Annotated in this window: 16 protein-coding genes; 8 read left to right on the top strand and 8 right to left on the bottom strand. The window is 53.8% G+C overall.

Annotated elements, in window-relative coordinates:
- Nucleotide 1 precedes the first annotated feature (1 nt).
- From panF to HV229_RS22900, 7 genes are all read right to left on the bottom strand, one after another.
- On the bottom strand, nt 2-1,453 hold the full coding sequence (gene panF, locus HV229_RS22930) for a sodium/pantothenate symporter (protein WP_016154722.1): 1,452 nt from the start codon (nt 1,451-1,453) through the stop codon (nt 2-4).
- Nucleotides 1,443-1,685 carry a YhdT family protein gene (locus HV229_RS22925; RefSeq protein ID WP_016154721.1) on the bottom strand — a complete coding sequence of 81 codons (243 nt, stop codon included), beginning with the start codon at nt 1,683-1,685 and terminating at the stop codon, nt 1,443-1,445. Before HV229_RS22925 ends, panF begins: the two co-directional genes overlap by 11 nt.
- A gap of 107 nt (nt 1,686-1,792) precedes the next feature.
- On the bottom strand, nt 1,793-3,142 hold the full coding sequence (gene accC, locus HV229_RS22920) for an acetyl-CoA carboxylase biotin carboxylase subunit (RefSeq protein WP_003828838.1): 1,350 nt from the start codon (nt 3,140-3,142) through the stop codon (nt 1,793-1,795).
- Between the two features lie 10 nt (nt 3,143-3,152).
- On the bottom strand, nt 3,153-3,623 hold the full coding sequence (accB, locus tag HV229_RS22915) for an acetyl-CoA carboxylase biotin carboxyl carrier protein (RefSeq protein ID WP_003025210.1): 471 nt from the start codon (nt 3,621-3,623) through the stop codon (nt 3,153-3,155).
- Between the two features lie 392 nt (nt 3,624-4,015).
- Nucleotides 4,016-4,615: a protein-methionine-sulfoxide reductase heme-binding subunit MsrQ gene (gene msrQ, locus HV229_RS22910; RefSeq protein WP_016157592.1), complete on the bottom strand. Its 600-nt coding sequence runs from the start codon at nt 4,613-4,615 to the stop codon at nt 4,016-4,018.
- A complete protein-coding gene (gene msrP / locus HV229_RS22905) occupies nt 4,616-5,620 on the bottom strand; it encodes a protein-methionine-sulfoxide reductase catalytic subunit MsrP (protein ID WP_046275076.1) in 1,005 nt (334 codons plus the stop codon).
- Between the two features lie 119 nt (nt 5,621-5,739).
- Nucleotides 5,740-6,714, bottom strand: coding sequence for an MDR family oxidoreductase (locus HV229_RS22900; RefSeq protein WP_181546478.1), 975 nt, complete (start codon nt 6,712-6,714; stop codon nt 5,740-5,742).
- Nucleotides 6,715-6,939: 225 nt separating this feature from the next.
- Here HV229_RS22900 and csrD point away from each other — a divergent pair, with 225 nt between their 5' ends.
- From csrD to tldD, 8 genes are all read left to right on the top strand, one after another.
- Nucleotides 6,940-8,880 carry an RNase E specificity factor CsrD gene (gene csrD, locus HV229_RS22895; protein ID WP_181546476.1) on the top strand — a complete coding sequence of 647 codons (1,941 nt, stop codon included), beginning with the start codon at nt 6,940-6,942 and terminating at the stop codon, nt 8,878-8,880.
- Between the two features lie 306 nt (nt 8,881-9,186).
- Complete coding sequence (gene mreB / locus HV229_RS22890) at nt 9,187-10,230, top strand: rod shape-determining protein MreB (protein ID WP_000913396.1); 1,044 nt, start codon at nt 9,187-9,189, stop codon at nt 10,228-10,230.
- A 64-nt stretch (nt 10,231-10,294) separates the two neighbouring features.
- On the top strand, nt 10,295-11,317 hold the full coding sequence (gene mreC, locus HV229_RS22885) for a rod shape-determining protein MreC (protein ID WP_016154716.1): 1,023 nt from the start codon (nt 10,295-10,297) through the stop codon (nt 11,315-11,317).
- Entirely contained in the window at nt 11,318-11,806 is a 489-nt protein-coding gene (gene mreD / locus HV229_RS22880; protein ID WP_003025196.1) for a rod shape-determining protein MreD, read from the top strand.
- 7 nt (nt 11,807-11,813) lie between these two features.
- A complete protein-coding gene (locus HV229_RS22875; RefSeq protein ID WP_016157589.1) occupies nt 11,814-12,407 on the top strand; it encodes a nucleoside triphosphate pyrophosphatase in 594 nt (197 codons plus the stop codon).
- Nucleotides 12,397-13,866, top strand: a complete 1,470-nt coding sequence (rng, locus tag HV229_RS22870; protein ID WP_003828822.1) for a ribonuclease G — start codon at nt 12,397-12,399, stop codon at nt 13,864-13,866. The genes HV229_RS22875 and rng overlap by 11 nt, the downstream gene beginning before the upstream one ends.
- 114 nt (nt 13,867-13,980) lie before the next feature.
- A complete protein-coding gene (yhdP, locus tag HV229_RS22865; RefSeq protein WP_181546474.1) occupies nt 13,981-17,781 on the top strand; it encodes an AsmA2 domain-containing protein YhdP in 3,801 nt (1,266 codons plus the stop codon).
- Between the two features lie 147 nt (nt 17,782-17,928).
- Nucleotides 17,929-19,374 (top strand): metalloprotease TldD, encoded by a 1,446-nt coding sequence (gene tldD / locus HV229_RS22860; protein ID WP_019077799.1) that lies wholly within the window; start codon nt 17,929-17,931, stop codon nt 19,372-19,374.
- A 94-nt stretch (nt 19,375-19,468) separates the two neighbouring features.
- On the opposite strand, the gene aaeR is transcribed toward tldD, so the two are convergent.
- Nucleotides 19,469-20,398 carry an HTH-type transcriptional activator AaeR gene (aaeR, locus tag HV229_RS22855; protein WP_016157586.1) on the bottom strand — a complete coding sequence of 310 codons (930 nt, stop codon included), beginning with the start codon at nt 20,396-20,398 and terminating at the stop codon, nt 19,469-19,471.
- Between the last annotated feature and the right edge of the window lie 43 nt (nt 20,399-20,441).

The raw sequence follows: 20,441 nt of genomic DNA, 5'->3' as shown, positions 1-20,441 counted from the left end.
TTTATTTATCAGTAGTCAATATGGCGGCTTGCGGGACGGCAGAACCGAAACGGTTGCCGATCAGGAAAGCCAGCAAGCTTATCAGTAACGAGGGCACAATCGGGTGGAAACCCAGGTACTGAATGTTAAATGTAGCGAGTACGGCATAAAGAACGCCGCCGATAATCATCGCGCTCAAAGCGCCCGCCGCGTTTGCCCGTTCCCAGTACAATCCCAGCACCAGCGGCCACAGGAAGACAGCTTCCAGCCCGCCAAATGCCAGCAGGTTAAGCCAGATAATCATCTCTGGCGGTTTCCAGGCGGCCAGTAGCAGTAACGCGCCGAGCAACAGGGTAATTACTGCCGACATGCGCTTCAGCCGGGTTTCGTTTTTCAGCTGTTCCGGACGCAGGTTCAGGTACAGATCCTTAATGATCGTAGCGGAACTTTGCAGCAATTGGGCATTGATCGTCGACATGATCGCGGCCATGGGGGCCGCGAGGAAGATCCCAGCAGCTACCGGCGGCAACACTTTGACCATTAGCGTAGGGATAACCAGATCCGGCACTGTCAGATCAGGGATCACCGCACGCCCCAACGCACCCGCCAGATGCATACCAAACATCAGGATCGCCACTACGATGGTGCCGATGATAATGCCGCGGTGTACAGCTTTGCTGTCTTTATAAGAGATGCAGCGTACTGCTGTATGCGGCAGCCCAATTACGCCAAAGCACACCAGTACCCAGAATGAGGTCATGAACGTGGGTGACAGAATGTCATCCGCGCCTTGCGGTGAGACCAGTTTAGGGTCGATAGTTTGCAGGGTTACCACCGCATTGCTGAGGCCACCGGCAGCATGAATGACGCCGACCAGCAGAACAATAGTACCAATCAGCATCACCATACCCTGCATGGTGTCGTTCAGTACACTGGCGCGAAAACCGCCGAACGCCGTATACAATGCGATACTGACGCCAAAAATAAGCAGACCGGTCTCGTAAGGTATACCCGCAGCGGTTTCAAGCAAACGTGCGCCGCCAATAAACTGTACGGTCATTGCACCGACAAACGCGACCAGCAGGCTAAGGCTTGCCAGCCACACAAGCAGGCGACTCTGGTAGCGGGCAAACAGCATATCGTTGAGGGTAACGGCATTATAACGGCGCGCCAGAATCGCGAATTTCTTACCAAGAATCCCCAGAGAAAGCCAAACGGCGGGCAACTGGATCATCGCGAGCAGCACCCATCCCAGCCCGTATTTGTAAGCGGCGCCAGGACCGCCAATAAACGAACTGGCGCTAATGTAGGTTGCCGTTAGCGTCATGGCTAATACGACCCCGCCCATCGAGCGGCTGCCGAGGAAATATTCATTCAGGAAAGTGCCGGTCGATCTCTTACGCATGGCGTAAACGGAAAGACCGAAGACCACCAACAGATAGGCGACCAGCGGCAAAATAACTTCAAGCTGCATCGTCATCCTCCAACGGAATGTCGCGATAGATAAACTTCACCATCGCCCAGCACAGCACGATGAAAACCAGCGGCGTTAGCAGGCAGGCCATTTCGAACCAGTGTGGTAAGCCGGTAAAACCGAGCGTGGAATCTGGTAAGTAAGCGGCCACTAACCATGTGGCAAGATATAAAAGGGTCAGCCACAGCGCCCAGCGCGCCTCTTTATGGGCCTGAACAAAACGAGCGTCCATTTTTTGTCCCTTGTGGATAAAGAAAGCGGGGATTGTACCTTATGGCACGTGCGGGAGGGGAGAAAAACAAAAGGCCGGAATTTCCGGCCTTTTCAGTTAACGCACGCTTACTTTTCCTGAAGTCCGAGTTTTTTCTCCAGATAGTGGATATTGGTTCCACCGTGCTGGAAATGCTCGTCATTCATGATGCGGATCTGCAGATCAACGTTGGTTTTGATACCGTCGATGATCAGTTCCTGCAACGCGTTTTTCATACGGGCGATTGCTACGTCGCGGTTTTCGCCATAGCAGATCAGCTTACCGATCATTGAGTCATAGTACGGAGGTACGGTGTAGCCTGCGTAAATATGAGACTCCCAGCGCACACCAAAGCCACCCGGTGCGTGGAAACGCGTGATTTTACCCGGGCTTGGCAGGAAGGTGTTCGGGTCTTCGGCGTTGATACGGCATTCTACCGCATGGCCTTTAACCACAACTTCATCCTGCTTGATGGACAGCGGTTGTCCCGCAGCGATGCGCAGCTGCTCTTTGATCAGGTCAACGCCGGTGATCATTTCGGTTACCGGGTGTTCAACCTGAATACGAGTGTTCATTTCAATGAAGTAGAACTCGCCGTTTTCGAACAGGAACTCGAAAGTACCTGCCCCGCGATAGCCGATATCAACGCACGCTTTGGCGCAACGCTCGCCGATGTAGCGACGCAGTTCCGGAGTAATGCCCGGTGCTGGTGCTTCTTCGACGACTTTCTGGTGACGACGCTGCATGGAGCAGTCACGTTCTGCCAGATAAATCGCGTTACCCTGACCGTCCGCCAGCACCTGAATTTCGATGTGGCGTGGGTTTTCCAGGTACTTCTCCATGTAAACCATGTCGTTGTTGAAAGCCGCTTTCGCTTCCGCTTTGGTCATGGAGATGGATTGTGCCAGTTCGGCATCGCTGCGCACGACGCGCATACCGCGACCGCCGCCGCCGCCGGAGGCTTTGATAATAACGGGATAACCGATGCGCTTCGCATGAGCGCGGTTAGCGTCCATATCGTCGCCCAGCGGGCCGTCAGAGCCTGGGACTGTCGGTACGCCAGCTTTCTTCATCGCGGTAATTGCGGACACTTTATCGCCCATCAGGCGGATGGTGTCGGCTTTCGGGCCGATGAAGATAAAGCCGGAACGTTCTACCTGTTCAGCAAAGTTGGCATTCTCAGAGAGGAAGCCATAGCCCGGGTGAATTGCCACTGCGCCGGTGATTTCAGCAGCGCTAATAATAGCCGGGATGTTCAGATAGCTTTTTACGGACGGAGCCGGGCCAATACAGACCGTCTCATCCGCCAGCAATACGTGTTTTAAATCGCGATCCGCGCTTGAATGCACAGCGACAGTCTTGATGCCCAGCTCTTTACAGGCACGCAGAATACGCAGGGCGATCTCACCGCGGTTGGCGATAACAATTTTATCCAACATGTTCGCCTCGTTATTCGATGACGACCAGCGGCTCGTCAAATTCTACCGGTTGACCGCTTTCTACCAGAATCGCTTTCACTACGCCGGATTTGTCGGCTTCGATCTGGTTCATCATTTTCATGGCTTCAACGATGCACAGGGTATCGCCCGCATTCACTTTCTGGCCGATTTCGATGAACGCTTTCGCATCTGGGCTCGGGGTGCGGTAGAACGTACCAACCATTGGGGAGCGTACGATGTGACCACTGATTTCCGCTGCTGCCGGAGCTTCCATACTTGGAGAGGCAGTTTGTGCGACAGCGTTAGACAAAGCTGGCTGCTGCATCACTGGTGCAGCATAAGCCTGTTGCATCATTGGAAAACTTGCAGCTGGCGCCGCACGGCTGATGCGTACAGACTCTTCGCCTTCAGAAATTTCCAGTTCGGAGATGCCTGATTCTTCAACCAGCTCGATCAGTTTTTTAATCTTACGAATATCCATGAGTGGGTTCCGTACTCTTTGTTTAGTGAGATTGTGACAAGCGTTTTACCGCCGTCTGTATAGCATTTTTATAACAGTGAGTGACAAGATGCCACGCATCTCAGGCATTGCACTGGGTGCGGTTGCCATTAAGTGAGATTGCCAGACTTGTTAGTCATTGTGCGGCTATCTTCTGCCATTTTCGGGTAAAAGACAAAATATACCTTCAACATGCGAATGTCACCCTTTCAGCGCTCTAAAAACGCTACCGGGGATAGCAAAGTTGCACATTATAACTATTTCGTAGCAATTGGCAGCTAAATACTGGTCTTATCAGGGAAGATAATCAACCGTTAACATGTAAAGAAAATCGGATCGTCCACATTTTGTAACGCACTGCACATAACGTGAAACTACCGCCACCACTGGCGAAACTTCTTGTAACGGCAGGCTAACAACACCACAGCGAGTGCTGCATAAATAATCGGTTGAGGGGAGATAATTTTTACCGACCACAGATAATGTATGGGTGCCAGGATCGCCACAAGATAGACGAAGTTGTGCAAATACTGCCAATTTTTGCCCAGTTTTCGCTGAGCCGACTGGGTGGAGGTTAACGTGAGGGCGAATAATATGCCCCAACTGGCAATGCCCAGCATCAAATAAGGTCGCGTGATTAATTCCCGTCCTAACAGCGCCAGATTATGAATGCCCAGTTCCAGGAGTGCGTAGCTGGTTAAATGCAACGTTGCCCAGGCGAAACACCATAGCCCTAACAGGCGCCGTGTGCGTATCAATAATGGCTGTTTAGCGTAGCGCGCGAGGGGAGAGACCAGCAAGGTCGCCAGCAAGAATTTCAGAGCTGTCCTACCGGTAAAGTGCTGGATATCTTTGACCGGGTCTGCGCTCAGACCACCGTGATTCACCGCCCAAAATAGCCAGACAAACGGTAAAAAGCCGGCAAGGTGCAGGCAAACTTTCAGCCCGGTAATGTGCTTTGCAGTCAGGCGCACTCAAAAATTCTCCTGCAGGTTAAGACCACGGTACAGCGAAGCGACCTCGTCGGCGTAACCGTTAAACAGCAGCGTGGGTTGGCGCTGAACGTCCAGAATACCGCCTGCGCCAATAAAACGCTCAGTGGCCTGGGACCAGCGCGGGTGATCGACATGCGGATTCACGTTGGCATAAAATCCATATTCATTGGGGGCGGCCAGATTCCAGGTTGTCGGGGGGCGTTCGCGGGTTAGTTTAATACTCACGATCGACTTAATGCCTTTAAATCCGTATTTCCACGGCACAATTAAGCGAATGGGCGCGCCATTTTGTGGGGGAAGAGCTTTTCCATAAACCCCCACGGTAAGCAGAGTGAGTGGATGCATAGCTTCATCCAGACGCAGTCCTTCAATATAGGGATACTTGAGCCCGCCGCCAATAAAGCGATCTTTTTGTCCGGGCATTTCATCCGGTGCGTAGATCGTTTCGAAGGCGACATATTTTGCGTTGCTGGTGGGTTCAACCTGCGCCAGCAGTTTATGTAACGGAAAACCAATCCACGGCACGACCATTGACCAGGCTTCCACACAGCGCATCCGGTAAATCCGTTCTTCCAGTGGGAAACGGGCGGTCAGCGCATCGTGATCGAGGGTGAGTGGCTTTGCCACCTCACCACTGATTTTTAACGTCCACGGATCGGTTTTCAGACTGCCAGCATTGGCTGCCGGATCCGCTTTATCGAGACCGAACTCATAGAAGTTGTTGTAGCCAGAAACTTTATCCGCTGGCGTTAAAGGAAGCGAATTTTGCCAGGCGGCGGGTTTACTGAAATCAAGCGGCTTACCCGCGGGCGCGGGCGGGCGGTCATTCCCCTTAAACCAGCTAAGAAGGTCAGCCTGCGCAGAGAGGGGGAAAGACAACGCGGCGGCGCTGATTCCTAATGCTTTCAGTACCTGGCGGCGTTGCATAAAAAAAGCCGACTCGTCAGTGACGTCGGCTTCTGTAAATGGACGTAATTTCTTCATAACAGACTCCCGGCTTACGCGTCATAACTGACAGGGGACGCGTAGTTAATATGGCAGGGAGTCTGTAGATATGCCGCGAAATTTCGTTAATTAAGTGTAAATTTCTGCGCCAGAGCTTGTTACTTCACCTTCACCAGCGTACGACCTTGCACCTGGTTATTGATGATGGCATCGGCAAACTTCGGCGCATCCGCCAGCGTAATCTCCGTGGCGGCCTGAGCATAGAAAGAGTCCGGTAGATCCTTAACCAGACGCGCCCAGGCTTCTGCCCGGCGTGCCGGCGGGGTCATCACCGAGTCCACCCCTTGCAAACGAACGTTACGCAGAATAAATGGCATCACCGTCGTCGGCAGAGCGAAACCGCCAGCCAGACCGCAGGCGGCAACGCAGCCACCGTAGTTCATCTGTGCCAGGACTTTTGCCAGAACTTTGTCGCCAACGGTATCAACCGCACCAGCCCACAGCTGTTTTTCCAACGGGCGAGATTCAGCAAATTCATCGCGGCTAAGGATACGGTTAGCGCCCAGGCTCTTCAGGTAGTCGTGAGTGCTTTCGCGACCCGAAACCGCCGCAACCTGATAACCCAGCTTATGCAGTAACGCCACGGCCGTGCTACCCACGCCGCCGCTGGCACCGGTGACGACAATCTCACCGTCTTGCGGGCGAATACCTGCATCTTCAAGCGCCATGACGCACAGCATGGCGGTAAAGCCAGCGGTACCGATGACCATGGCTTTACGTCCGTCCAGCCCTTGTGGCAGTGCAACCAGCCAGTCGCCTTTCACGCGTGCGCGTTCGGCCAGTCCACCCCAATGATTTTCACCCACGCCCCAGCCGGTCAGTAAAACTTCCTGACCTGCATGAAAACGGGGATCTTCGCTTGCGCGCACGGTACCGGCGAAATCGATACCAGGAATCATCGGAAAAATGCGAATGATTTTACCCTTGCCGGTGATAGCCAGGGCGTCTTTATAGTTCAGGCTTGACCAGTGGACATCCACCGTCACATCGCCTTCCGGTAGCTGGTTTTCGTCGAGGGGTTGAACGGATGCGAGGGTTTTTCCGTCCTGCTGTTCTAAGATCAAAGCCTGCATAACCTGTCCTCAATTCGTATAGTGGATTGGAAAATTATTAATGAAGACTATACTCGCTAATCAAAACATGATGCCGATTCCGCGCAATAAATTGCCAGATATACCTAATTTGGTAGTATGCCCACACTGTTTGTATAAATGGACGGATTTTGCGTTCAGTTTTGCATTTTCGCGCCGCTTTATCACTTTCATGCCTGTTTCATAACTGTCGGAGTTAACACAAGGATGCGATTAACGACGAAATTTTCAGCTTTTGTGACGCTGCTTACAGGGTTAACGATCTTCGTAACTCTGATCGGTTGCTCGCTGAGTTTCTATAACGCGATTCAATATAAGTTCACCACCCGTGTTCAGGCGGTGGCGACAGCGATTGATACGCACCTTGTCTCCCGCGATGTCGTTGCGCTAACCCCGCAAATCGATGAACTGATGGTTTCGGTTGATATCGTGCGCGTCGAACTGCTACAGGGCGAACACGTGGTGTATGACCACTCCCGAACCAGTAGCTACCGCCCGGCGGGGACGAACAATCTGTATCGTGATGTCACCGTCCCGTTGGTCAAACACCCGGGCATGTCGCTGCGTCTGGTTTATCAGGATCCAATGGGCAACTATTTCCATTCGCTGATGACTACCGCGCCACTCACGTTGGCGATTGCTTTCATTATACTGATGCTCTTTTTGTCTGTGCGCTGGCTTCAGCGTCAGCTTTCAGGTCAAGAGTTGCTGGAGATTCGTTCAACGCGCATTCTTAACGGCGAACGTGGACCGAACGTGCGGGGGACGGTCTATGAATGGCCTGCGCGTACCAGTAGCGCGCTCGATATGCTGCTGACCGAAATTCAAAGTGCCCGCGAGCAACGTAGCCGACTGGATACGCTGATTCGTTCCTATGTGGCGCAGGATACAAAAACCGGGCTAAGCAACCGCCTGTTCTTTGATAACCAACTGGCAACGCTGCTGGAAGATCAGGAAAAAGTGGGATCGCATGGCGTCGTGATGATGGTACGCCTGCCGGACTTTACGCTGCTGCGCGATAGCTGGGGAATTACCCTTGCGGAAGAACAAATTTCAACGCTAATCAATTTGTTGTCGACTTTTATGACGCGCTATCCGGGCGCGTTGCTGGCGCGCTACCACCGTAGCGATTTTGCCATCCTGTTGCCACACCGCACGCTGAAAGAGGCGGAAAGTATTGCCGGGCAATTATTAAAAGCGGTAGATGCGCTTCCGGCTAATAAAATGATCGACCGTGCCGATATGGTTCATATTGGCATTTGTGTTTGCCGCAGCGGTCAGTCGACGGAACAAGTGATGGATCACGCCGAAGCCGCCACGCGGAACTCGGTATTGCAGGGTGGGAACAGTTGGTCGGTCTATGATGACTCACTACCGGAAAAAGGTCGGGGTAACGTACGCTGGCGAACGCTGATCGAACAGATGCTCAGCCGGGGTGGACCAAGAATTTATCAAAAGCCTGCGGTAACCCGTGAAGGACGGGTGCACCACCGGGAGCTGATGTGCCGTATTTTTGATGGCAGCGAAGAGGTTATTTCGGCGGAATATATGCCGATGGTCCTGCAGTTTGGCCTGGCTGAAGAATATGACCGTCTGCAAATCAGCCGTCTGATCTTACTGTTGGGCTACTGGCCGCAGGAAAACCTGGCGATGCAGACAACGGTTGAATCGCTAATTCGCCCACGTTTTCAGCGCTGGCTACGTGATACGCTGATGCAGTGCGAAAAATCATTACGCAAACGCATAATTATTGAACTTGCTGAGGCAGATGTCTGTCAACATATCAGCCGGTTACAGCCCGTCATCAGATTGATGAATGCGCTGGGTGTGCGAATTGCCGTTACGCAGGCGGGTTTAACGCTGGTGAGCTCCAGTTGGATCAAAGAGCTTAACGTTGAGTTATTGAAGCTGCATCCAAGCCTGGTGAGGAATATTGATAAGCGAACCGAAAACCAGCTCCTGGTGCAAAGCCTGGTGGAGGCTTGTTCTGGAACACCAACGCAGGTTTACGCCACGGGCGTTCGTTCGCGTAGCGAGTGGCATACGCTGACGGAACGCGGAGTTGCGGGTGGGCAAGGGGATTTTTTTGCCGCATCACAGCCACTTGACACTAACGTGAAAAAATATTCGCAAAGATACTCGGTTTAACCTGCCGTTTAATTCGTTTTCACGTAGAATAACGCGCGCTGTGCCTTCTGGGGGTGTGCTTGTCTGCTCGCCAGGTTGTAACAGCAAACATGCAGGTGAATGACCTTTGACAGGTTGCAAACAAAAGCGAGGAGTGCTGCTGATTTATTCAGCCCTGATGGACTCAGGCCGATTTTGTAACAAAGGAAACGAACTGCACTAATTTTCACCGTAGCAGATGATTTTTGCGCCTTGTCGCTGCTGCGTGTGGTTGGTAAAGTAAGCGGATTTTGTTTTCCGCCCCAGCTTTCAGGATTATCCCTTAGTATGTTGAAAAAATTTCGTGGCATGTTTTCCAATGACCTGTCCATTGACCTGGGTACCGCGAATACCCTTATTTATGTAAAAGGACAAGGCATCGTATTGAATGAGCCTTCTGTTGTGGCCATTCGTCAGGATCGTGCCGGCTCGCCAAAAAGCGTAGCCGCAGTGGGCCATGACGCGAAGCAGATGCTGGGTCGTACACCGGGCAATATCGCTGCCATTCGCCCAATGAAAGACGGCGTTATCGCTGACTTCTTCGTGACTGAAAAAATGCTCCAGCACTTTATCAAACAAGTGCACAGCAATAGCTTCATGCGCCCAAGCCCGCGCGTACTGGTATGTGTACCGGTTGGAGCAACTCAGGTTGAACGCCGCGCGATCCGTGAATCCGCTCAGGGCGCAGGCGCCCGTGAAGTATTCCTGATCGAAGAGCCGATGGCGGCTGCGATCGGGGCGGGTCTGCCAGTTTCTGAAGCAACCGGTTCTATGGTTGTGGATATCGGTGGTGGTACAACTGAAGTTGCCGTTATCTCCCTGAACGGCGTGGTTTATTCCTCTTCTGTACGTATTGGCGGTGACCGCTTCGACGAAGCCATCATTAATTATGTTCGTCGTAACTACGGTTCTCTGATCGGTGAAGCCACCGCAGAACGTATTAAACACGAAATCGGTTCCGCTTATCCGGGCGACGAAGTGCGCGAGATCGAAGTTCGCGGCCGTAACCTGGCAGAAGGTGTTCCACGCGGCTTTACCCTGAACTCCAACGAGATTCTGGAAGCCCTGCAGGAACCGCTGACCGGTATCGTGAGCGCGGTGATGGTTGCACTGGAACAGTGTCCGCCAGAACTGGCGTCTGACATCTCCGAACGCGGCATGGTACTGACCGGTGGCGGTGCTCTGCTGCGTAACCTTGACCGTCTGTTAATGGAAGAAACCGGTATTCCAGTTGTTGTTGCTGAAGATCCGCTGACCTGCGTGGCGCGCGGTGGCGGCAAGGCGCTGGAAATGATCGATATGCACGGCGGCGACCTGTTCAGCGAAGAGTAATCGGATGCAGGTAGGGTAGCCCGCGGGTTGCCCTTCCGCTCTGATACGAGAATACGCATAGACTATGAAGCCAATTTTTAGCCGTGGCCCGTCGCTACAGATTCGCCTTATTCTGGCGGTGCTGGTGGCGCTCGGCGTTATTATTGCCGACAGCCGCCTGGGTACGTTTAGTCAAATCCGAACGTACATGGATACCGCCGTCAGTCCTTTCTACTTTATCTCAAATGGTCCTCGTGAATTACTCGACGGCGTTTCGCAAACGCTGGCTTCGCGTGACCAACTCGAACTTGAAAATCGGGCGTTGCGTCAGGAACTGCTGCTGAAAAACAGCGAGCTGCTGATGCTGGGGCAATATAAACAGGAGAACGCGCGTTTGCGTGAGCTGCTGGGATCGCCGCTGCGTCAGGACGAACAAAAGATGGTGACGCAGGTCATCTCGACGGTTAATGACCCTTACAGCGATCAGGTGGTGATCGACAAAGGGAGCGTTAACGGGGTCTACGAAGGTCAGCCGGTTATTAGCGACAAAGGCGTTGTGGGTCAGGTCGTAGCGGTGGCTAAACTGACCAGCCGCGTGCTGCTGATTTGCGATGCGACGCATGCTCTGCCCATTCAGGTACTGCGTAACGATATCCGCGTGATCGCTGCCGGTAACGGCTGCACCGACGATCTTCAGCTCGAACACCTGCCGGCCAACACCGACATTCGCGTTGGCGATGTGCTGGTTACCTCGGGTCTGGGGGGACGTTTCCCTGAAGGCTATCCGGTTGGTGTTGTTTCTTCCGTTAAGCTGGACACTCAGCGCGCTTATACCGTGATTCAGGCACGCCCGACCGCAGGTCTGCAGCGTCTGCGTTATCTGCTGCTGTTGTGGGGCGCCGATCGTAACGGCGCAAATCCGATGACGCCAGAGGAAGTGCACCGCGTTGCCAATGAACGTCTGATGCAAATGATGCCGCAAGTTCTGCCTGCACCAGATGCCATGGGGCCGCCTGCGCCAGTGCCAGCTCCCGCAACAGGCGTGACTCCAGCGCCTGCGGGTACCACGCCGCCACAACCTGCTCCGCGTAAGCCGGGAGGACAGTAAGTGGCAAGCTATCGTAGCCAGGGACGTTGGGTGATTTGGCTCTCGTTCCTTATTGCACTGTTGCTGCAAGTCATGCCCTGGCCGGACGATATTCTGGTTTTCCGGCCAAACTGGGTACTGCTCATCTTGTTGTACTGGATCCTGGCGCTGCCGCATCGCGTAAATGTGGGTACGGGGTTTGTGGTGGGTGCCATACTGGATCTCATCAGCGGCTCCACGCTTGGCGTGCGCGCATTGTCGATGAGTATCATTGCTTATCTGGTCGCGCTGAAATTCCAGCTATTCCGTAACCTCGCGCTCTGGCAACAGGCGCTGGTGGTCATGTTGTTATCACTGGTCGTGGATATTATTGTTTTCTGGGCCGAGTTTTTAGTGATCAATGTCTCTTTCAGACCCGAAGTGTTCTGGAGTAGTGTAGTGAATGGTGTGCTTTGGCCATGGCTATTCTTACTGATGCGTAAAGTCCGTCAGCAGTTTGCGGTGCAATAAGGTTGATATGAATACTCTGTATCTTGCTTCTGGTTCTCCACGTCGTCAGGAACTGCTCGCTCAGCTTGGTGTTACCTTTGAACGGCTGGTGCCTGGGATTGAAGAACAGCGACACCCGCAGGAGAGCGCGCAGCAGTATGTTTCGCGTCTGGCACGCGAAAAAGCGCAGGCTGGCGTGGCGCTGGCGCAGCGCGATTTGCCGGTATTGGGTGCGGATACCATTGTTATCCTTAATGGCGAAGTGCTGGAAAAACCACACGACGCCGCCCATGCCGCAGTAATGCTGCGCAAACTGTCGGGCAAAACGCATCAGGTCATGACCGCCGTGGCATTGGCCGACCGCCGGCACAGTCTGGACTGTCTGGTGGTGACGGAAGTGACGTTCAGAGCACTAACCGATGAGGACATCGCGGGCTATGTTGCCAGCGGTGAACCAATGGATAAAGCAGGTGCATACGGTATTCAAGGGTTGGGTGGCTGTTTTGTCAGGAAGATCAATGGCAGCTATCACGCCGTAGTCGGCTTACCGCTGGTAGAAACGTATGAGTTGCTGACCAATTTTAACGCACTGCGTGAGAAAAGGGATAAACATGACGGCTGAATTATTGGTAAACGTAACGCCATCGGAAACTCGGGTGGCTTACATTGATGGCGGTATTCTGCAGGAAATTCATATTGAACGTGAGGCGCGACGCGGAATCGTAGGCAATATCTACAAAGGTCGTGTAAGTCGTGTACTTCCGGGTATGCAGGCGGCTTTTGTAGATATTGGACTGGATAAAGCCGCATTTCTTCACGCTTCAGACATCATGCCGCACACCGAATGCGTGGCGGGTGAAGAACAAAAACAGTTCACCGTGCGCGACATTTCTGAACTGGTGCGCCAGGGCCAGGATCTGATGGTGCAGGTGGTAAAAGATCCGTTGGGTACTAAGGGCGCACGCCTGACGACGGACATCACGCTTCCTTCCCGTTACCTCGTCTTTATGCCAGGTGCTTCGCACGTTGGCGTTTCCCAACGTATCGAAAGCGAAACCGAACGCGAACGCCTGAAAAAAGTGGTGGCGGATTACTGCGATGAACAGGGCGGATTCATTATTCGCACAGCGGCGGAAGGCGTCTGCGAGGAGGATCTGGCCTCGGATGCTGCCTACTTGAAGCGCGTCTGGACTAAAGTCATGGAGCGTAAAAAGCGCCCGCAAACGCGCTACCAGATGTACGGCGAACTGGCGCTGGCGCAGCGCGTGTTGCGTGATTTTGCCGATGCCCAGCTTGACCGGATCCGCGTTGACTCTCGTCTAACCTATGAAGCGTTGCTGGAGTTCACAGCGGAATATATCCCCGAGATGACCAGCAAGCTGGAACATTACAGCGGGCGCCAGCCCATTTTTGATCTCTTTGACGTTGAGAATGAAATCCAGCGCGCGCTGGAACGCAAGGTTGAACTGAAATCTGGCGGCTATCTGATCATCGATCAAACTGAAGCAATGACCACCGTCGATATCAATACCGGAGCGTTTGTTGGGCATCGTAATCTCGACGACACTATCTTTAATACTAATATTGAAGCAACGCAGGCCATTGCTCGCCAGCTGCGTCTGCGTAACCTCGGCGGCATTATCATTATCGATTTTATCGACATGAATAATGAAGATCACCGTCGACGGGTGCTGCACTCTCTGGAACAGGCGCTGAGCAAGGATCGCGTAAAAACCAGCATCAACGGTTTTTCACAGCTGGGCCTGGTGGAGATGACGCGCAAACGCACGCGTGAAAGCGTGGAGCATGTGTTGTGCAACGAGTGTCCGACCTGTCATGGGCGCGGTACGGTGAAAACCGTGGAAACTGTATGCTATGAAATCATGCGCGAAATCGTGCGGGTACACCATGCATATGACTCCGATCGTTTCCTGGTTTATGCATCTCCGGCAGTGGCTGAAACCCTGAAGGGTGAAGAGTCACATGCGTTGGCGGAAGTGGAAATCTTTGTCGGCAAACAGGTTAAAGTACAAGTCGAACCGCTGTATAACCAGGAGCAGTTCGACGTTGTCATGATGTAATCTGGCCTGGTAAACGCCCAATGGCGATACCTTGCAGGCCGGAGAAGGCGTTCACGCCGCCATCCGGCAAGACGGTTTTGTGAGTCACATTTTTTGGTAGACAAGGAGAGGCGCGTGAGGCGATTGCCGGGGATATTACTGCTCACTGGAGCCGCATTCGTTGTCATCGCAGCGCTGCTGGTCAGTGGGCTGCGCCTTGCGCTGCCTCATCTTGATAGCTGGCGTCCGGCCATCCTTGGCAAGATTGAATCCGCTACCGGTCTGCCCGTCTCCGCCAGCCAACTTTCCGCTAGCTGGCAAAATTTCGGTCCTACTCTTGAAGCGCGCGATATCCATGCGCAGCTTAAAGATGGCGGTGAATTTTCGGTAAAGCGGGTCACATTAGCGCTGGATGTCTGGCAAAGCTTGCTGCACATGCGCTGGCAGTTTCGCGATCTCACCTTCTGGCAGTTGCAACTGCGTACCAATACCCCCATCCAGCGCAGCGAAAGCGGTGATGGAATTGAAGCCGGCCACCTGAGCGATCTCTTCCTGCGTCAGTTTGATCATTTCGATCTACGCGACAGCCAGATTAGCTTTTTAACCCTCTCAGGCCAGCGTGCAGAACTGGCGATCCCGCAGCTTACCTGGCTTAACGGTAAAAACCGACATCGCGCTGAAGGGCAGGTCAGTCTCTCCAGTCTGACCGGGCAGCACGGTGTTATGCAGGTTCGAATGGATCTGCGTGATGACAACGGGCTGTTGAATAACGGTCGGGTCTGGTTGCAGGCCGACGATATTGACGTCAAGCCGTGGCTGGGTAAATGGATGCAGGATAATGTCGCGTTGCAAACCGCGCGTTTTAGCCTGGAAGCATGGATGACGATCAGAAAAGGTGTCGTTTCCGGCGGCGATGTCTGGCTGAAAAAAGGTGGGGCAAGTTGGCTGGGAGAGAGTCGTACGCACACGCTCTCCGTCGATAACCTGACGGCGCACATCAGCCGCGAGCAGTCGGGCTGGCAATTCTCCATTCCCGATACCCGTATCACGATGGATGATAAACCCTGGCCAAGCGGGGCGTTAACGCTGGCCTGGATCCCTGAACAGGAAGTCGGCGGCGAGAATAACAAACGCAGCGACGAGCTACGCATCCGCGCCAGCAATCTGGAGCTGGCCGGGTTAGAAGGGCTGCGTCCGATGGCGGCCAAGTTATCGCCTGCGCTGGGTGATATCTGGCGGGCCACGCAGCCGAGCGGCAAAATAGATGTGCTGGCGCTGGATATCCCGTTACAGGCAACAGAAAAAACTCGCTTCCAGTCCTCGTGGACCAATCTGGCCTGGAAACAGTGGAAGCTGCTGCCAGGGGCAGAACATTTCTCCGGTACGCTCGCGGGCAGCGTTGAAAACGGGGCGCTCACTGCTTCCATGAAGCAAGCTAAAATGCCGTATGAAACCGTCTTTCGCGCACCGCTGGAAATAGAGGATGGCGTAGCGACGCTAAGCTGGCTGAAGAATGATAAAGGTTTCCAGTTAGATGGGCGCAATATTGATGTTAAAGCGAAAGCGGTACGCGCACGCGGTGGTTTTCGCTATCTGCAGCCCGCCAATGATGAGCCATGGTTGGGCATTCTGGCAGGTATCAGCACCGACGATGGCTCTCAGGCCTGGCGTTACTTCCCGGAAAACCTGATGGGCAAAGAGCTTGTTGATTACCTCAGCGGCGCTATTCAGGGCGGCGAAGCGGATAACGCCACGTTGGTGTATGGCGGCGACCCGCATCTGTTCCCGTATCTACACAATGAAGGGCAGTTCCAGGTACTGGTGCCGCTTCGCAATGCGAAGTTTGCTTTCCAGCCCGACTGGCCCGCGCTGACTGACCTTAATATTGAACTGAACTTCATTAACGACGGTCTGTGGATGAAGACCGATAGCGTTAATCTGGGCGGTGTGAAGGCCAGTAATCTGACGGCTAACATCCCCGACTATGCCAAAGAAAAACTGCTGATTGATGCCGACATCAACGGGCCGGGCAAGGCGGTCGGACCTTATTTTGATGAGACGCCATTGAAGGATTCACTCGGCGCTACGCTTGAGCAACTGCAGATTGACGGCGATGTGAATGCTCGCTTACATCTTGATATTCCGCTAGACGGCTCGCTGGTTACCGCCAAAGGTGACGTCAACCTGCGTAATAACAGCCTGTTTATTAAACCGCTCGACAGCACGCTGAAGAATTTGAATGGTAAATTCAGCTTTATCAACGGCGATCTGAAGAGTGAGCCGATGACCGCGAACTGGTTTAATCAGCCGCTGAACGTCGACTTTTCCACGACCGAAGGGGCGAAAGCCTATCAGGTAGCCGTGAATCTGCAAGGTGACTGGCAGCCAAGCCGCATGGGGATTTTACCGACGCAGGTCAACGACGCGTTGAATGGTAGCATAGCGTGGAATGGCAAGGTAGGAATCGATCTTCCGTATCATGCCGGGCCGACCTACAACGTTGAGTTAAAGGGCGACCTCAAGAATGTAAGTAGTCACTTACCTTCTCCGCTGAATAAGACGGCCGGTGAGGCGTTGCCGGTGAACGTTAAGGCCAACGGCAATCTGCGCAGCTTTGATCTGACCGGCAACGCTGGCAGTAAAAATCATTTTAATAGCCGCTGGCTGCTGAATCAGAAACTGACGCTTGACCGCGCAATCTGGGCGTCGGAAAGCCGCACCGTGCCAGCGTTACCCGATCAACAAGGCATAGAGCTTAATCTTCCCCCTATGGATGGCGCGCAATGGCTGGCGTTATTCCAGAAAGGCGCTGTGGATAACGTGGGCAGCAACGCTAACTTCCCGCAGCGCATCACGGTGCGTACGCCATCGTTATCCCTGGGCGGTCAACAGTGGAATAATTTGAGTATCGTTTCTGAGCCTGCGAGCAATGGCTCCACCGTGCAGGCGCAGGGCCGTGAAATTAACGCCACGCTGGCTATGCGCAATAATGCGCCGTGGCTGGCCAATATTAAGTATCTTTATTACAACCCAAGCGCGGCAAAACCGTCACAAAATAGTACGCCAGCCTCGCCGTTCTCAGCCATCGACAACGTCAGCTTCCGTGGCTGGCCGGACCTTCAGCTGCGCTGTGCCGAGTGCTGGATGTGGGGACAGAAATACGGGCGCATTGACGCCGATGTAGCGATTAAAGGCGACACGCTGACCTTGAGTAACGGTCTGTTGGATACGGGTTTTGCCAGACTGACCACCGACGGCGTGTGGGTGAATGCGCCGGGCAAGGAGCGAACGTCGCTGAAGGGTAAACTGAGCGGCAATAAAATTGACTCCGCAGCCGGTTTCTTTGGCGTATCAACGCCGATTCGCAATTCTTCATTCAACGTGGAGTATGATCTGCATTGGCGTAATCCGCCGTGGGATCCTGATGTAGCCTCGCTGAATGGTATTTTGCGTACCCGGCTGGGCAAAGGCGAACTTACCGAACTCAGTACCGGACATGCGGGGCAACTGTTACGTCTGCTAAGCTTCGATGCGTTACTGCGTAAACTGCGCTTTGATTTTAGCGACACCTTCAGCGAAGGCTTCTATTTCGACTCGATTCGCAGCACGGCGTGGATCAAAGATGGCGTGATGCATACCGACGACACGCTGGTGGACGGTCTGGAAGCCGACATTGCGATGAAAGGTTCAGTGAACCTGGTACGCCGGGATCTGGACATGGAAGCCATCGTCGCACCAGAAATTTCTGCCACCGTAGGGGTTGCCGCCGCGTTTGCCGTCAACCCGATTGTTGGTGCGGCGGTGTTTGCCGCCAGTAAGGTGCTGGGGCCGCTGTGGAGCAAAGTCTCGATTCTGCGCTATCGCATCACCGGTCCGGTCGATAAGCCGCAAATTAACGAAGTTCTGCGTCAGCCGCGCAAAGAAAGCCAGCAATGATTTGACGGGGGCGAGTAATTGCCCCAATCTCAGTACATAGTATTGCCGGATGGCGCAGCGCTTATCCGGCCTACAGCAGCCTAACAACGTAGGCCGGATAAGGCGTTTTTTCCGCTATCCGGCAGAATTAAATGAGTAATCAAAACGATGAGTCTGAACCTGGTAAGTGAACAATTGCTAGCGGCAAATGGCCTGAAACATCAGGATCTGTTTGCCATCCTGGGCCAACTGGCCGAACGCCGTCTTGATTACGGCGATCTCTATTTTCAGTCGAGCTATCACGAATCCTGGGTTTTAGAAGACCGCATCATTAAAGATGGTTCTTACAATATCGATCAGGGCGTTGGCGTGCGCGCCATCAGCGGCGAGAAAACAGGGTTTGCCTATGCAGACCAGATTAGCCTGTTGGCGCTGGAACAAAGCGCTCATGCCGCGCGTACTATCGTGCGTGACAACGGTGACGGCAAAGTAAAAACGCTGGGGGCCGTGGAGCATCAGGCGCTTTACACCTCGGTTGATCCGTTGCAGAGCATGAGCCGTGAAGAAAAACTCGATATCCTGCGCCGCGTAGACAACGTGGCCCGTGCCACCGACAAACGCGTCCAGGAAGTGACCGCCAGCCTGACCGGTGTTTATGAACTGATCCTGGTGGCCGCGACTGATGGTACGCTGGCCGCTGACGTCCGCCCGCTGGTACGTTTGTCCGTAAGCGTACAGGTCGAAGAGGATGGTAAGCGTGAGCGCGGCGCCAGCGGTGGCGGCGGTCGTTTTGGCTATGACTATTTCCTTGGCGACCTCGATGGTGAAGTCCGTGCCGACGCGTGGGCGAAAGAGGCCGTACGCATGGCGTTAGTCAATCTGTCCGCGGTAGCAGCGCCTGCTGGTACGCTGCCGGTGGTACTCGGCGCTGGCTGGCCTGGCGTTCTGCTGCATGAAGCGGTCGGTCATGGTCTGGAAGGTGATTTTAACCGCCGTGGCACCTCGGTATTCAGCGGTCACATGGGTGAGCTGGTGGCATCAGAACTGTGTACCGTTGTGGATGATGGCACAATGGCGGACCGTCGTGGTTCCGTGGCTATCGATGACGAAGGGACACCGGGTCAGTACAACGTGCTGATCGAAAACGGCATTCTGAAAGGCTACATGCAGGACAAACTGAATGCGCGCCTGATGGGCGTAGCGCCAACGGGTAACGGTCGCCGTGAATCTTACGCGCACTTGCCGATGCCGCGTATGACCAACACCTATATGCTGCCGGGGAAATCCACGCCGCAGGAAATCATCGAATCCGTTGAATACGGTATTTATGCGCCTAACTTTGGCGGCGGTCAGGTAGATATCACCTCCGGGAAATTTGTATTCTCGACGTCCGAAGCGTACCTGATTGAAAACGGTAAAGTGACCAAACCGGTGAAAGGCGCAACGCTGATTGGCTCCGGTATCGAAGCGATGCAGCAGATTTCGATGGTGGGTAACGACCTGAAACTGGATAACGGGGTTGGAGTTTGCGGTAAAGAAGGACAGAGCTTGCCGGTGGGCGTGGGCCAGCCGACGCTGAAGGTGGATAACTTGACCGTAGGTGGCACCGCGTAACGACCCGGTCGCCGGATAGCGCTCAGCGTATCCGGCCTGGAATGTGTGCTGGCACTGAATGTAGGCCCGGTAAGCAAAGCGCTACCGGGCTTTTTTATTTCTCTTTTCCCCGGCCGTACATCCCCTGAAACAACTGCGCCACATCGACAAAATAATCCGTCAGATAATTAATCACCACCTGGACCTTGAGCGGTAGTTTGTCTTTTTCGGTATACAGCGCATAGACCGGACGTGGATCCGACTGGTAGCGGGGCAGCAGGATCTCCACTTCGCCACGATTGATCTCATTGATCACCCACATCAGCGGCACATAGGCAATACCCGCGCCTGCGGCCAGCCAGCGCACCAGCGTCATCGGATCGTTAGTCACGAAGCGCCCTTCTGGGATCAGGCGGGTAGAGATCCCCTCCGGAGCGATAAGTTCGAATTCATTATCCGGGCGCACGCTGTATTCCAGCCACGAGTGGTTACTGAGATCGGCGGGTTTTTCCGGCACGCCAAACTGCGCGAGATAGCTTTTAGCGGCGCAGACCACCATCGGCATGGTTCCCAGGCGACGTGAAAACAGGCTGGAGTCCTGCAACGCGCCGACGCGAATAACCACGTCCAGACCGTCGGCGATTAAATCCGGTGCCGGGATGCCTGTTACCAGATTTACCGTCAATCCTGGATACTCTTTCAGCATCGTTGCGGTCAACCCGGCGAGGACATTTTGTGCCATGGTTGAAGAACAGCCAATGCGCAAGGTGCCGATGGGCGTGTTGTTAAAGGCATAAAGCTGTTCGTGAACATCCTGTGCTTCGTGCAGCATCCGGCGGCAACCCTGATAATAAATTTTACCGGCTTCGGTTAGCCCAATGCTGCGTGTGCTGCGGTTTAGCAGCTTGACCTGTAGCTCATCTTCCAGTTTAGAGACCGTCTGGCTTATCGATGAAACGCTCATTTGTAGCTGTCTTGCGGCGGCGGTGAAGGAGCCCAGTTCGACAACTTTGGCAAACACCGACATACGTTTTAATCGTTCCATTGTTCACTCTGACTTAAAAGTGATTTAGATCACATAATATAGA

Origin of the sequence: Citrobacter sp. RHBSTW-00524 (assembly GCF_013747755.1) — a bacterium.
In the GTDB taxonomy this organism is placed as follows: Bacteria; Pseudomonadota; Gammaproteobacteria; order Enterobacterales; family Enterobacteriaceae; genus Citrobacter; species Citrobacter braakii.
This window is presented reverse-complemented; position numbering and strand designations above follow the sequence as displayed.

Coding starts and splice junctions, on each gene's coding strand:
- accC (WP_003828838.1), bottom strand. CDS start 3,142: ATGTTGGATAAAATTGTTATCGCCAACCGCGGTGAGATCGCCCTGCGT.
- csrD (WP_181546476.1), top strand. CDS start 6,940: ATGCGATTAACGACGAAATTTTCAGCTTTTGTGACGCTGCTTACAGGG.
- HV229_RS22900 (WP_181546478.1), bottom strand. CDS start 6,714: ATGCAGGCTTTGATCTTAGAACAGCAGGACGGAAAAACCCTCGCATCC.
- mreB (WP_000913396.1), top strand. CDS start 9,187: ATGTTGAAAAAATTTCGTGGCATGTTTTCCAATGACCTGTCCATTGAC.
- HV229_RS22925 (WP_016154721.1), bottom strand. CDS start 1,685: ATGGACGCTCGTTTTGTTCAGGCCCATAAAGAGGCGCGCTGGGCGCTG.
- HV229_RS22875 (WP_016157589.1), top strand. CDS start 11,814: ATGAATACTCTGTATCTTGCTTCTGGTTCTCCACGTCGTCAGGAACTG.
- rng (WP_003828822.1), top strand. CDS start 12,397: ATGACGGCTGAATTATTGGTAAACGTAACGCCATCGGAAACTCGGGTG.
- mreC (WP_016154716.1), top strand. CDS start 10,295: ATGAAGCCAATTTTTAGCCGTGGCCCGTCGCTACAGATTCGCCTTATT.
- msrP (WP_046275076.1), bottom strand. CDS start 5,620: ATGAAGAAATTACGTCCATTTACAGAAGCCGACGTCACTGACGAGTCG.
- aaeR (WP_016157586.1), bottom strand. CDS start 20,398: ATGGAACGATTAAAACGTATGTCGGTGTTTGCCAAAGTTGTCGAACTG.
- tldD (WP_019077799.1), top strand. CDS start 17,929: ATGAGTCTGAACCTGGTAAGTGAACAATTGCTAGCGGCAAATGGCCTG.
- accB (WP_003025210.1), bottom strand. CDS start 3,623: ATGGATATTCGTAAGATTAAAAAACTGATCGAGCTGGTTGAAGAATCA.
- panF (WP_016154722.1), bottom strand. CDS start 1,453: ATGCAGCTTGAAGTTATTTTGCCGCTGGTCGCCTATCTGTTGGTGGTC.